The sequence below is a fragment of the Rhodococcus sp. NPDC055024 genome (assembly GCF_053608585.1).
Genome location: NZ_JBSGVT010000001.1, coordinates 876,201 through 889,659 on the forward strand (window position 1 = coordinate 876,201; position 13,459 = coordinate 889,659).

The window sequence follows — 13,459 nt, forward strand, 5'->3', positions numbered from 1 at the left end:
CAGTTCCTAATTGTCGTAGAAGCTCAGCCGGTCCGACAGGCGGACGAAGATGACTGCGATGATTCCGAAGCCGAGGAAGAAGAGAGTGCCTGCGGCAGCTGACAGTCCGGCGTCGAAGTTCTGGAAACCGAACTGGTACAACAGGTAATAGATGTTCGTGGACGCGCCGCTCGGTCCACCCTGGGTGAGAATGTCGATCACGGGATACGCCCACTGCGCACCCAACAGGATCGTCATGAGGGCCAGGAACACCAGCGTCGGGGAGAGTAGCGGCAGTGTGATCTTTCGGGTGATCGTCGCCTCGGACGCCCCGTCGAGTGATGCAGCAGAAGCATAGTCCGGATTGATGCCCGCCAGCCCAGCTGAAATGACCAGCACTCCGAAGCCGAGCATTTGCCATCCGACGATCACGACCACACCGAGTAGTGCGAACTTCGGATCACGAAAGATGTTGCCCATCTCGATTCCCCACGTTGCGGCCACCCTCGGGACAGCACCGCCGTCGGGATTGAAGAGCCAACGCCACACGGCACTGCCCGCGATCGGTGTCACCAGGAACGGGACGAAGATCAGAGCCTGATAGATCGTCTTCGACCGTCCGGATATCCGTTTGGACACCAACGCGATGAGGATCGGCAGCAACAGCGAGAACAGCATGAAGGCGAGTGTGTAGACCACGGTGTTCCGCAGCGCCTGATGCAACTCGGGCAACGAGAGAACCCGCATGTAATTATCCAGTCCTACCGACACTTTGGGAGTGGTAGGAACCATGTTCCACTTGTAGAACGACAGGTTGACAGTCTCGCCGAGCGGTTTGTAGATCCACACGATCAACAGCACCACTGCCGGCAACAGGTACAGGTATGGCACCCAGACACGGGGTGCCCACCCGGAACGGGCCGGGCGCGCCGCTATGGCACGCTCCGACCCGACGGTACTTGGAACTTCGACAAACATGTTCGTGGCTCAATTCGCCAGTGCAGTGACTGAGCTGGACGACTTGAACGCTGGAACGAGCTTGTCTATCGCCTCCTGAAGGTGATCAGTGCTCATCTCGTACACAGTCGCCGACTCCTCCACTGGAACTACCGTGTGCAGTACTCGATCTCGGTAGACATGGACCATGTTGAATGCCTGTGCACCGTTTTGGCCACGCAGAATACCTGCGCCCGCGAGAACATCCTGTGTGTAGCAGGAAGCCGAGGCGACCGAGACGGGAATTCCCGCGAACGTGCAGGTGGTCGAGTAGTGCAGGTGGCCACCGAGGATGCCGCGGACATCGGTGCCCTCGAGTACCGCGGCAAGTTTGTTCTGTTCCTTGAGTTCTACCAACGAGAGCACATCCAGAACCGACGGGACTGGCGGATGATGCAGTGCAAGAAGGGTGCCGTGTGGTGCCGGAACGGCAAGAACCGATTCGAGCCAAGCGAGTTGTTCGTCGGTGATCAACCCGTGATGGCTTCCGGGAACAGTGCTGTCCAACACGATGATACGGAGGCCGTTCACGTCGACCACCGAGTCGACGGATTCCTGGGTCGGAGCGGCGTCCAGCAGGCCGCTGCGGAATGCCGGGCGTGCGTCGTGATTACCCATTACCCAAATCACTTTTGCGCCGAGCCGTTCGGCTGCCGGCTCGACGATCTTGCGCAGTCGGACGTATGCCTCGGGTTCTCCCACGTCGGCCAGATCGCCGGTGAAGACAATAGCCTCAGGACGCTGGCCAGTCCTTTCCAGTCGCTCGAAGATGCGTGCCAGATTGGCATCACTGTCCACGGAATCGTGGAGAAGATCTCCGTCGGTGACAAAGTGAGTGTCGCTGAGGTGCAGGATGTAGTGATCGGGTTCGCCGTACTGGGACATGAATAATTCTCCTGTGACGTGTGGGTTAGTTGACCAGTGCAAGGTGTAGGCGATCGAGTTCCGCGGAGCTCAATCCGTGGGCAAGAAGGTATTCGGAGGCGCTGCCGTACGAGTTGTCGACGGATTGCAGACTTGTCCGCATGAGTGCGGCCGGGCTTGCCCCGACCAGTTGGGCAACGTCGGCTCCGTCGCCAACGCCGTATTCGCGCAACTTGACGGCCATCGCCGATGCCCATTCGCCGGCCAACATGACCTCGGAGAGCGAATAGTCTGCGACGATGTCGCGGTAATCCACACCGACTGCCGCCAATGCAAGCGCAATGACGAGACCGGTACGGTCTTTGCCTGCCGTGCAGTGCACCAGCACTGCGCTGTCGTCGGATTCTGCGATTGCGCGTACTGCGCGAACCAGCCGGACTCCGCATTGATCGATGACCTTGGCGTAGATTGCTGCAAGGTCCAAACTCGTTTCGCGGGTGTTTATTTCACTCTCGAAGATGGGCAGATGGAACTGCGTCAGGTCAAGACCTTCGAGCGCGTTCGGCGCCGTGTCCAACTCCTCCTGCTCGCGCAAGTCGATGACGAATGCCAGTCCTCGACCGCGGAGAACCTCGCGATCCACCTGGTTGAGACGGTGAAGAGCGTCTGATCGAAAAAGCTTGTTCCACTTGGTGGTAAGACCGTCACGAGTGGCGTATCCGCCGACGTCGCGAAAGTTGTAGGTACCGTTCAGGTCGAGACGACGGTTGGCTCGCTGAACCGGAAGAGCTGTAGTCATAGTTGTTCCCGATCCGGAAGTTGGGTTCGCTGGGATTGGATTGGGCAGAATCAGCCGATCATGTCCTGAGCCCGCTGCTGTGCGGCTTGCATCGTCGACTTCGGATCCTTGCCGTAGAACACGGATTCCTCGATGGCTTGCGCGAGAATGTCGTCGACCTGGACGTAGCTGTTACCGGGGTAGGACTGCCAGGGCTGGAGTGAGTCGAGCTGCTTGAGATTGGGTGCCAGCAGTGGGTTGCCGTCTGCCCACGGCTTGAGTGCAGCGGGATCCTGCGTCAGCGACGAACGAAGGGGTAGGTATCCGATCTTGGTGGAGATCTGCGTGTACGCATGATCACTTGTCATGAATTTGATCAATTCCCAAGCAGCGCGCGCCTTCGCCGGGTCCTGCGAGAAGACAGACAGGACGGAACCTGAGTTCGTGGGAACCGCTGCACGTCCGTCGAAGGCAGGCATCGCGGTTGCTCTCAAGTCCCAACCGGCCTTTGCCGCGGAACTGACAAACATTCCCTGCAACGCCGACGTGTTGAGATCGATAGCGATGTCACCCTTCGCGAAGCTCTCGTACTGTGTCGCCGCATCTGCGTTGACCAGGACCCCGTCTTCGTAGAGTCCGCGGAGCATGGTGACAGCCGAAACCGAGTCAGGCTCGCCGAATTCGATGGTCTTGCGATCTTCGGACAGCACACCACCGCCGGCCGATTTGAAGAGCGCCTGCATGCACCAGCTGCCGCCCTTGACCGAACAGCTGACGCCGAGCGACGGCTTTCCGGTCTTGGCGGTCACTGCCTTCGCGGCAGCGGCCACCTTGCTCCAGGTCGAGAGGTCGGTGTCTGCCGGGAGGCCGGCTTCGATCAGTGCAGTGGAGTTGTAGAACAATGTGGGAGTGGAGAACACATACGGAACGCCGTAGGTGTCGCCATTCCAATCGCCGAGTGTTGCAGCTCTGGGGTGGAAGGGATGGTCTCCGCCGAAGTTGGCCTGGACTGCGTCCTTGCCGACCAGTTCGTCGAGATTTCTGGCTTTCAGTGCTGTGACTGCGAAATCGAGAGTGTCGAAGGTCAATTGAGCGACATCGGGTGGTGACCCGGCGAGCATTTGTGTCTGCACACTGCTTGCGGTGCCGGAACCGGCCGCGCCACCGCTTTGCGGCGGCTGTGCTTTTACGTGAATGTTCGGGTGGGCGGCCTCGAAGTCGGAGATGAGACCGGTGATGGTGTCTGTCCACAAACCGGCCTGGGCAAGGTTGTAGGACTCGAAGACGATGTCGACCTGCTGGTTCGGGTCGAGTTCCGGCACCTGTTCCGCGGAATCCGAGCCGCCGGTGGTGGCGCCGCCCGTGGCACAGCCGGCAAGGGCGAGGGATGCCGCTAACGCTATGGCGATCTTCCATCGTGTTTTGCGCATGACAAAGCTCCTCGTGATGAAATTTTCGTGTGAGAGGGCGAACTGAAGGTTCAGCTGAGAACTGATGAATCGAGATTCAATGTTGCTGGTATGTCCAGCCATTCGAGGCGACGCCCGCTGGCTCGGTCGAAGAGGTGAAGGTGGCGCAGCTCGGCGGACAGTACCGCGGGCTGTCCTTCGTGGAGGGCGATCGGTCGCGGAGCGCGCACGCAGATCGTGGTCGAACCGACCAGGCAGTAGGCCACCTGCTCGCTTCCGAGATTCTCGACCGACGTGACATCGACCGTGATACGTGCGCCGGGGCCGGAATCCGTGCCTGGATGGATCGGTGTGAGATGTTCGGGACGAATGCCGAGTACGACGTCGCGGGAATCGGACTCTCCTGGCCAGAGTGAGGCTTCGATGCCTTCGGCCGTAACCCTCACGCTCCCGCCGGACGAAAATACCCTTGCATCAACAAGATTCATTGCAGGGCTGCCCAGAAATCCTGCAACGAATACTGATGCCGGGCGATCGTAGACATCCTCGGGGGTGCCGAGTTGCTCGAGTCCGCCGTTGTTGAGCAGCGCGATACGCGTCGCCATTGTCATAGCCTCGACCTGGTCGTGGGTGACGTAGACGAAGGTGGCGCCCAACCTTCGGTGGAGGTCGGTGAGTTCACGACGAGTTGCTGTTCGGAGCTTCGCATCGAGGTTGGAGAGTGGCTCGTCCATCAAGAACGCCTTCGGATTTCGGACGATCGCTCGGCCCACCGCTACGCGCTGACGCTGACCACCCGACAGCTCCTTGGGCTTGCGCTCCAGCAGATGTGCGATCTCCAGTTGCTGTGCTACTTCCTCGACACGTGCTACTGCCGACGCCTTGTCGATCTTTTTGACCTTCAAAGGGAAACCGAGGTTCTTCGCGACGGAAAGGTGCGGGTAGAGGGCATAGTTCTGAAACACCATGGCGACGTCTCGCCGACGGGCGGGAGCCGTAGTGATGTCTTCGTCGTCGAGCAGTATTCGGCCACTTGTCGGCTCGAGGAGACCGGCGAGCATCCTGAGCAACGTAGTTTTCCCGCAGCCGCTCGGTCCGAGGAGGACCAGAAAATCCCCGTCACGAACATCGATGTCGATGTTGTCGACTGCGGTGACATCTGCGAATTTCCGACTCAGATTCTCTATTCGAATCCTGCCCATTGGCTTCTCCCGATGAAATGACGTTACCCAATCGCGTCGGATTGGGGATTTTCGTTACATCAGAAGTTAGCCAGTCGAAGATGAACGGTGACCGAACGCCGTCGTAATTGTCCGTAATTCTCAGGGCAACTATTCGAACCGAAACGTGCGACGAACCCGAATTTCAGGTGGTGGAACCGTGATTGAGGATTCCGATGACGTGTTCGAGGGACTGAGCTGCAGCTTCGGCTGACCCGCCACGGCGTTCACTGACCGCGATCTGGAGACCGATCAGAAAGGTCAGTTGAATGACGGTCGCGGAGGCGCCGTGTGCGCCCCACGGCCCGGTTCCGCCACCGAGAACCAACCCCATGTCGGCCAGTTCCACCAGCGGGGAACGCGCGTAGCCGGTGACGCCGATGACGGTTGCGCCGGCGTCTTTTGCAGCTTGGGCGGGCTGGAGAGTCAGTGAGTTGAGCCCACTGTCACTGATCGCCAGACAAACGTCGCGCGAAGTGAGGTGCCGGGCTGTGAGTTGCTGCATCACTGCATCGGTGGGCGCTTCAGCTGTGCGGCCGTTCAGTATGAACCGAACAGCCACTGCAGATGCCGACGGCCCGGACACCCCGTTTCCCACAACGAGTACGCGTTCGGCGTCGGCAATTGCTTCGACAGCCCGGTCGAAAGCGTCGCGATCCAGAGGTGTGAGTGCGGCGCCGAGATCGGCCGCCACTTCGCCGAGTACTGCCTGCAGCAGTCCGTTGCTGTCCTTGGTGTGCGCCGCGTCCTGCACCCGTGATTCTGCTGCGCCGAGATCTCTGAGCAGCAGCATGCGCAGATGCTGAAATCCTTTGAATCCGAGATTCTGACAAGCCCGAATGACAGTTGCCGTCGACGTGGACGCGTGCTCGGCCACATCTGCCGCCGACCACCAGGCAAACTCATTGGGCCTGGCGATGCAGATGTCGGCGACACGTCGCTCGCTCGGGGCCAGGGTGGGCGCAAGCGCGCGAATCGTGGACAGGGTTCCGCCCACGGGGGGATCGGTCTGTAACTGGCTCATCTGCACTGAATAACACACGAGAGTGAACGACACTCCCCTCGGCAGTCGGTGCATGTCTGTGCCACGTGTTGTCGATGCGCGAATGTTTATGCGAATTACGACCGGGTAGGGCTTCTGTGTGGGAATCCTGCGCGGCAGGAATCTCGAGCGCGAATCCGAAACGACCTGGAGGAACAACGTGACAGATGACAAGAGCGGCCCCAGCGAGGGCATCAAAGGCGTCGTAGAGGACGTCAAGGGTAAGGCCAAGGAAGCCGTTGGTGCGGTCTCCGGGAACGACAGTTTGACCCGAGAGGGTCGCGCCCAGCAGGACAAGGCCGAGAGCCAGCGAGAAGTGGCGAAGAAAGAGGCAGAAGCCGAGAAGGCTCGCGCGGAAGCTGCTGCGGACGAAGCGCGGCAGAAGTCCGAGCAATAGCCCCGACGCACTCGTCGCCCTCGGCCTGGGATTGATCCCAGTCCGGGGGTGAGTCGTGGCTCCGCGTTCAGAGAAAATCTCTACTTCCTTACGGCGTAACAGAATTCGTGCGCCCAGCATCACGATCAAGAGGAGCTGTTCGATGCCTTCATCCCAGTCCGTCCCAGGTGCACCGGCCCCGAAAACGCCGGACCTGACAGAGCCGGTCAAGCCTCGACGGCCGTTGCCTCCCAAGGACGACCAGAGGCAGCCGGAAGTGCGTACCGTAGCGGGTGCCGAGGAAAAGGTGAAGGGAAACGGTCGCGGCCAGCGGGGTGAGTACCTCACCACCGCAACCGGAACGCGACTCTACGAAACCGACCACTCGCTCACTGCGGGTGAGCGGGGACCGACTCTTCTTCAAGACCACCACCTTCGTGAGAAGATCACGCATTTTGATCACGAGCGAATTCCGGAGCGAGTCGTCCACGCTCGCGGCGCGGCCGCACACGGTACGTTCCTGGCAAACGGTGCAGCCGAAAACATCTGCAAAGCTTCGCTTTTCGCTTCAGGTGCTCGAACACCCGTATTCGTGCGATTCTCGACGGTTCTGGGTTCACGCGGTTCTGCGGACACCGTCCGTGACACACGCGGGTTCGCCACCAAGTTCTACACCGACGAAGGTGTCTTCGATCTGGTCGGCAACAACATCCCGGTGTTCTTCATCCAGGATGGAATCAAATTCCCGGACATCATCCATGCCGCGAAACCTCACCCGGACCGCGAGATTCCGCAGGCGCAGAGCGCTCACGACACCTTCTGGGACTTCGTGTCGCTACACACCGAGGCCACCGCGCACACATTGTGGAACATGTCCGATCGAGGCATCCCGCGCTCCTATCGCATGATGGAGGGCTTCGGCATTCACACATTCAGGCTCGTGAACGCCGACGGCGAGACGAATCTTGTTAAATTCCACTGGAAGCCGGCTGCCGGAGTGCATTCACTCGTGTGGGAGGAAGCTCAGATCGCAGGCGGTGTGGATCCAGACTTCCACCGACGCGATCTTGCCGACGCCATCGAGGCAGGCGCATATCCGTCCTGGGATCTGGGCGTGCAGGTATTCCCCGACACCGAAGACGAAATGTTCGAAGGTATAGATCTTTTGGATCCCACCAAGATCGTGCCCGAAGAACTCGCGCCGGTTCAGGTCATCGGAACGATGACGCTCGATGCCAATCCGACCAACTTCTTCGCCGAGACCGAACAGGTGGCATTCCATCCAGGCCACTTGGTTCCGGGCGTCGACATCACCAATGATCGGCTCCTGCAGGCACGATTGTTCTCCTACCTCGACACCCAGATCACGCGACTCGGCGGTCCCAATTTCGATCAGATCCCGATCAACCGTCCTCACTCGCCCGTCAACGACATGCTTCGCGACGGCTTCCACCAGGACGGTGTGCATACCGGGATCGCGCCGTACCATCCCAATTCGTTGGACGGTGGCTGCCCCTTCTTGGCCACGGCAGACAGTGCCGCCTATATCGAGGTGCCCGAGGAAGTTTCAGGGCGCAAGGTGAGGCAGGCGCCGGCATCGTTCGACGATCACTTCTCGCAAGCTCGACTCTTCTATCGCAGTCTGTCCCCTGTCGAACAGGAGCACGTCGCACAGGCGTACACCTTCGAATTGGGGAAGTGCTACGAGGAGAACATCAAGATACGGAATCTGGGCATTTTGGCCAACATCGATGCGGCTCTCGTATCGATCGTCGCAGGCGGGCTTGGCCTTCCGGTCCCTGAACCGACTGAGCCGTTGAGCGATCCTGAGCCCAGCCCGGCACTGTCCCAGGTGGGTGAGGAATGGCCCGTCGAGGGAAGGATCATTGCACTACTGGTCGACGAGAACTCCGATCTCGACACGGTTGTCGCCGTTCGAGACAAGATCTTCGACGCCGGTATGGTGCCGCTGATCCTCGGCCCGCACGGCGGAACCATCGGGGACGGTGACGACGCGGTGACGGTGCAGCGGACTTACCTCACAGCTCGTTCGATCGAATTCGATGCAATCCTGCTGAGCGGCGACGTTTCTCGGATCGGCGAGGGCAAGTTGGATCCACGGGTGGAGACTCTGCTGAACGAAATGTATCGTCACAGCAAGGCGATTGGTGGTTGGGGTGAGAGCATGAGTGCGCTGGCCGCGGCCGGTATCGACGAGTCTGCATTGGGAGTCGTCGTCGATGCCGACGCGGAAGGAGCCCTCGCCTCACTGGCTCAGCTTCTGAAGACGCACCGCGTGTGGGGGCGTTTCGAGGTGCCGCCCACATCCTGAGTGCCGACGTACGTTCGAACTTGCGGTGTGGCCGAATTGCCAGTTCGGCCACACCGTCGGAGTGAAGACGAGTGAAGGGACGAACAGTGGCTCGCAAGGACTCACAACCTCAACTCAAGGATCAAGAACTCTACGAAGAGTTACGCGAGAAGGGCGATTCCAAGGAAAAGGCGGCCCGAATCTCCAATGCAGCCGCCAATCGAGGGCGGTCGAATGTCGCCAAGTCCGGTGGTCAATCCTCACCGTACGAGGAGTGGACGGTGGACGACCTGAAGCAGCGCGCCAAGGAACTCGATCTGCACGGCTATTCGAAGCTGAACAAGGGCGAGCTGATCGAGAAACTCCGCAATCACTGAGCTGTAATTCTGCTCGAGTCGTACTCTGCGTGTGCAGAATACGACTCGAGCGTTCGGTTCAGTGCCCTTCTTGATCGAAGAGTTCCTGACCTTCCAGTCGCTTGACCCGACGGTGTTCCATCAAGATGGCCAGTGTTCCGACGATGAAGGACACCACGCACACGGCGCCGGCAATGACTGCCCATCCACGAAATCCGTAACCTGCTGCCACCAAGGTCAATCCGAGTGTTGCCAGGCCCAGCCCGATCAGCAGGTATCCGGGATAGTTGCGGCCGTCGCTGATTGCCTCCCCGACATGCGATCGATTGGTGTGTTCGTCATCTACCGGTGAACTTCCGCTCGCGTTTGTCACGGCACACTCCGTCCTGATTTCGTGAAGACCTGCGATTTGCCGCTTGTCGTCGGCTCACAGGGCACTACCCGATCGGTGAGTGGGTGAAACCGATGGCGTAGTGCCGAAAGGCGAAGAAGGTCGTAGGCTCGAAGTACCGGATGTGGAGGAACACCGGTGCAAGGAAGTGCTATGAGTGCGAAGCCGACTCCCGACCTGTTCTCCTTAGGTACACCGACTCTCGGTGTGGAGGAAGAGTTCTTGCTCTGCGATCCGCAGACCGGGCATCCGAGTCTGCGCAACGTCGAAGTTGCGGCCGCCGGGCGAGAACTCGGTATCTCGCTGCAACTCGAACTCACGCGCTGTCAGGTGGAGACGTCCACGTCGATCGGAAACCATATTCGTGATCTTCGTGATCAACTCTGTGAATCTCGTGCCGTCACCGCCGATGCCGCTGCTCGCGTGGGTTGTCAGCTCATCGCAGTCGGGACGCCGTTCTTCGATCCGCCGGTCGACGAGATCACTCAGAAGTCGCGATATCAGCGGATGGCCGGACAGTTCGGTGCGATCACCGAAGGTGTGATGTGTGGCTGCCACATTCATGTGGGTGTGGAAGATCGAGAACGATCGGTCCAGATCGTCAATCATCTGCGCCCATGGTTGCCGACCTTGCTGGCGTTGACGGCGAACTCCCCGATCAGCAGTGGGCGCGATACCGGCTATGCGAGTTGGCGTTACGTTCTGTTCGGCCGATGGCCCAGCTCGGGTCCGCCGCCCTACTTCGAGTCTGTCGGGCACTACGAAGATGCTGTAGCCGCGATGCTGGAGACAGGGGTCATTCTCGATCCGCACATGGTTTATTGGGACGTGCGCATGTCGGATCACCTTCCCACCGTGGAGATTCGGATCAGCGACGTGCCGGCCACCGTCGAGGAGACGCTGACTCTGGCCGCGTTGGTGCAGGCCCTTGTCGGCACCGCATCCGCCGCGATCACCAAAGGTGAGGTGGCGCCCGCTGTGGATCATGAGTTACTCCGGGCGGCTTGCTGGCGGGCGGCACGCGACGGACTCGACGGGAGGTCGCTGGACGTGGAATCCGTGCGTTTGCTGACCGCTCACCAGGCGGTTCGGCGATTGGTGGATCATGTCGAACCTGCTCTGACCGCATTCGGCGAGTTCGAGCAGGTCACGGCTTCCTTGGACAAGGTCTTCAGCAATGGAAACGGAGCGATCGTGCAGCGCCGACAACTCGCGCGTCGGTCACGTGTGGCTGATGTGATCGACGAGTGCGCCCGACGCACTTTCGAAGGGTGCAGTTCGCAAGGGGGGAGTGAGCTGTAGGCAACAGGGACAGGCAACGGGGAGGCGTTGACTTCCAATTTTGTGCCGAGTTCACTGGAAATGAGAACTTGTCGACTCCCCCGTGCAGAAATCATCCCGTCTGTAGGCCGCGTCGCGAGTTGCATGATGGCGAAGGGTTAGTCATGAAAAACGAATCTGGCGAACGGGCGTCCGAAGAACCTCAGTCTGCGCGTGGAGCCCCGGGCTCCCGAGGCACAGGCTCGAATGAACCCGGAGGCGGTCCGGTAGATCGCCCAGCCGGTTCGTTCGATGACGAGGAGACGATCTCGGGGGTAGAAGGAACCGAGACAACTCCCGCCGAGCCCACCGCATCCGAACCGGCCGTGCCGCCGTACGAGGGACGTCAGGAGGCCGCAAAGAAGTCGGCCTTCAAGGAGGCCGAGAGTTCTGGTGGACCGAATACGGGTGGGGCCGGCAAACCTGTCGTCGATTCTGAGCTCAAGGCACCACCGGCGGAGGAGACTCCTGGTGGTGGACGAACTGCATCTCCTGCAGACGAGCAACCCGCCGCGGAGGCGGCTGAATCAGCTTCCAGCGAAAGCGGAGTGGGGCCGGCACATCAGACCGGCGTAGGGAGGAGTGAAGACAAGAAAACGTGATGACCTGACAGATCCATTGTGTTCGCGTTCACGTCGGTGCGTCGGACGTGTTTTCTTGCTGCATCGGCCATCCGTGTCGATCAGTCGGCCGGAGGGACTACATATGAATGACGATCCACGCCCCACGCTTCTGTCGGACAAGGACCTCGACGCGCTGTGCAGTCGGCTCGCCACCTTGGTCGAGGAGCGCGGCCTGACAGTCGCTACCTCGGAATCGCTGACTGCCGGGAATATCGCCGCGCACCTGGGGAAGGCCCCGAACGCCGGATCGTGGTTTTGTGGTGGGATCGTCGCGTACACCCGTGCGGTCAAGCATTCCCTACTTCATGTTCCGGACGGGCCAGTGGTCTGTGAGGAAGCTGCCCGGGTCATGGCACACAGCACTGCCACGCTGATGGGCGCGACTTTGACGCTGGCCGTCACCGGCGAAGCCGGACCGGAAACACAGGAGAACGATCCACCCGGAACTGTGTGGTTCGGAGTCGTGGACCACGGGACCGCTGAAACGGAGAAGCAGGTGTTCTCGGGTACCCCCGAAGCTGTCCTGGGAACAACTGTAGAGCACGCGATTCAACTACTTCTGCGTCACGCTTCCGCTCGCGACAGAGCGAGTTCGAGAGTTGTGAACTAGTCGAGTATTCAACTCTTCGAACGGTTCTTCTTGTGACGACCCGTGTGTTTCGCAGGCGCCTGAGAGGTTGGAACCAGATGACCGTCGGCCGTGTATTTTTCGACCACGAGATTCTTGCTGACCCCTCGGTTGGCATCCACTGCGCAAGTGATTGCTTCCTTGTCGGAGTTGAAAGGTTCCTCGGTCGAAGAGCCGTCGGGCATCGTGATCTTGTACCGATCCATACATCGACTATTGCGGGTTGATTCGCCTCCGACAACCCGAGCTCACGGAAATTCCGGTCTGGCGGATCCTGCGGATCAGCGAGTCCAATAGTCTTCGGGCCTTTTACCTGAACGGAATCCGTAGTGCTCGAGCATCGCTGTCGCTTCCGGGAAGTTGGCTGCCAGAGCTTCGGGCACATGGGCATCGCTTCCGAATGTCACCGCTTTGCCTCCCTCTTCGCTCCACCACTGGGGTATCCAAGGCCACAGCCGACGGGTGTTCATCTCTAGGGCTCGGCCGCTGTCGGCGATGGCGCGCATGGCATTTCGGAATCCGTCTTCGAATCGGCGGGGATCGAAAGGTCCGGCGCTTTCGGTCGGCCATGCGCGCACCGCGTAGTCGATGTGGGTGAACACTTCGAAGACGCGGGAATCAGCGACCATGCGCGGAATCTCTTCCAGGTACGCCCACATGACCTCGTCAGCGCCCCAAATTCGGAACAGAGTGTTCGGTTCACTCCGATCTTCGCCGACTTCTAGCGTGTGCAAGGAACCCAATACTCGGTCGATCCCGTCGAGATCGAGAAATTGCGACGCGTGCGCTTCGTGCAGGTGGGGTTGTCCGAACTCGACTCCGGTGAGTATCCGCAATTCAGGAAAACGGTGGCGGCATCGTTCGATGCTGTCGAGATAGCCGTCGACGTCGAGGATCGGTACGCGAACGTAGCCGTCAGCGGTGAGGAGGTGACGTTGGTGGGGCATCAGGTCTGCGGCGTTTGTGCGCCAGCGGTCGTCGAAGTCGAAATGCTCGGTGAACACCAACGCCGGCAATCCGATTGCTTCGGCACGCGCGCAAGTCTGTTGCATTCGCCCGGAAGCGTCGGACTGGGGTCCGCCGGTGTCCCACGACCACTCGCTGTGAACGTGACTGTCCGCGGGTAGTTGCATGTCCAGTTCGTACCAGAGCCCGGGAGTTCTGGT

14 protein-coding genes are annotated in these 13,459 nt (G+C 60.1%); 6 read left to right on the plus strand and 8 right to left on the minus strand.

Features of this window, described 5'->3' with window-relative positions:
- Positions 1 to 6: 6 nt before the first annotated feature.
- From ACWF6P_RS03985 to ACWF6P_RS04010, 6 genes are all read right to left on the minus strand, one after another.
- On the minus strand, positions 7 to 957 hold the full coding sequence (locus ACWF6P_RS03985) for a carbohydrate ABC transporter permease (RefSeq protein WP_452620050.1): 951 nt from the start codon (positions 955 to 957) through the stop codon (positions 7 to 9).
- Between the two features lie 9 nt (positions 958 to 966).
- Positions 967 to 1,860: a phosphodiesterase gene (locus ACWF6P_RS03990; protein ID WP_452620051.1), complete on the minus strand. Its 894-nt coding sequence runs from the start codon at positions 1,858 to 1,860 to the stop codon at positions 967 to 969.
- A gap of 25 nt (positions 1,861 to 1,885) precedes the next feature.
- Positions 1,886 to 2,638 (minus strand): tyrosine-protein phosphatase, encoded by a 753-nt coding sequence (locus tag ACWF6P_RS03995; RefSeq protein WP_452620052.1) that lies wholly within the window; start codon positions 2,636 to 2,638, stop codon positions 1,886 to 1,888.
- Positions 2,639 to 2,688: 50 nt separating this feature from the next.
- Positions 2,689 to 4,047, minus strand: a complete 1,359-nt coding sequence (locus ACWF6P_RS04000; protein ID WP_452620053.1) for an extracellular solute-binding protein — start codon at positions 4,045 to 4,047, stop codon at positions 2,689 to 2,691.
- 50 nt (positions 4,048 to 4,097) lie between these two features.
- Complete coding sequence (locus ACWF6P_RS04005) at positions 4,098 to 5,228, minus strand: ABC transporter ATP-binding protein (protein WP_378643522.1); 1,131 nt, start codon at positions 5,226 to 5,228, stop codon at positions 4,098 to 4,100.
- A gap of 163 nt (positions 5,229 to 5,391) precedes the next feature.
- A complete protein-coding gene (locus tag ACWF6P_RS04010; RefSeq protein WP_452620054.1) occupies positions 5,392 to 6,270 on the minus strand; it encodes a MurR/RpiR family transcriptional regulator in 879 nt (292 codons plus the stop codon).
- A gap of 178 nt (positions 6,271 to 6,448) precedes the next feature.
- Here ACWF6P_RS04010 and mbp1 point away from each other — a divergent pair, with 178 nt between their 5' ends.
- From mbp1 to ACWF6P_RS04025, 3 genes are all read left to right on the plus strand, one after another.
- A complete protein-coding gene (gene mbp1 / locus ACWF6P_RS04015) occupies positions 6,449 to 6,685 on the plus strand; it encodes a microaggregate-binding protein 1 (RefSeq protein ID WP_283306332.1) in 237 nt (78 codons plus the stop codon).
- 142 nt (positions 6,686 to 6,827) lie between these two features.
- Entirely contained in the window at positions 6,828 to 8,996 is a 2,169-nt protein-coding gene (locus ACWF6P_RS04020; RefSeq protein ID WP_452620055.1) for a catalase, read from the plus strand.
- A gap of 86 nt (positions 8,997 to 9,082) precedes the next feature.
- Complete coding sequence (locus ACWF6P_RS04025; RefSeq protein ID WP_452620056.1) at positions 9,083 to 9,352, plus strand: DUF7218 family protein; 270 nt, start codon at positions 9,083 to 9,085, stop codon at positions 9,350 to 9,352.
- A gap of 58 nt (positions 9,353 to 9,410) precedes the next feature.
- Here ACWF6P_RS04025 and ACWF6P_RS04030 read toward each other — a convergent pair whose 3' ends face one another.
- Complete coding sequence (locus ACWF6P_RS04030; RefSeq protein WP_378530383.1) at positions 9,411 to 9,704, minus strand: hypothetical protein; 294 nt, start codon at positions 9,702 to 9,704, stop codon at positions 9,411 to 9,413.
- Between the two features lie 171 nt (positions 9,705 to 9,875).
- On the opposite strand from ACWF6P_RS04030, the gene ACWF6P_RS04035 reads away from it, so the two are divergent.
- From ACWF6P_RS04035 to ACWF6P_RS04045, 3 genes are all read left to right on the plus strand, one after another.
- Positions 9,876 to 11,024 (plus strand): glutamate--cysteine ligase 2, encoded by a 1,149-nt coding sequence (locus ACWF6P_RS04035; RefSeq protein ID WP_452620057.1) that lies wholly within the window; start codon positions 9,876 to 9,878, stop codon positions 11,022 to 11,024.
- Positions 11,025 to 11,167: 143 nt separating this feature from the next.
- Positions 11,168 to 11,644 carry a hypothetical protein gene (locus ACWF6P_RS04040; protein WP_452620058.1) on the plus strand — a complete coding sequence of 159 codons (477 nt, stop codon included), beginning with the start codon at positions 11,168 to 11,170 and terminating at the stop codon, positions 11,642 to 11,644.
- A 103-nt stretch (positions 11,645 to 11,747) separates the two neighbouring features.
- Positions 11,748 to 12,275, plus strand: coding sequence for a CinA family protein (locus ACWF6P_RS04045; protein ID WP_452620059.1), 528 nt, complete (start codon positions 11,748 to 11,750; stop codon positions 12,273 to 12,275).
- Between the two features lie 299 nt (positions 12,276 to 12,574).
- Here ACWF6P_RS04045 and ACWF6P_RS04050 read toward each other — a convergent pair whose 3' ends face one another.
- A complete protein-coding gene (locus ACWF6P_RS04050) occupies positions 12,575 to 13,426 on the minus strand; it encodes a PHP domain-containing protein (protein WP_452620060.1) in 852 nt (283 codons plus the stop codon).
- Positions 13,427 to 13,459 lie beyond the last annotated feature (33 nt).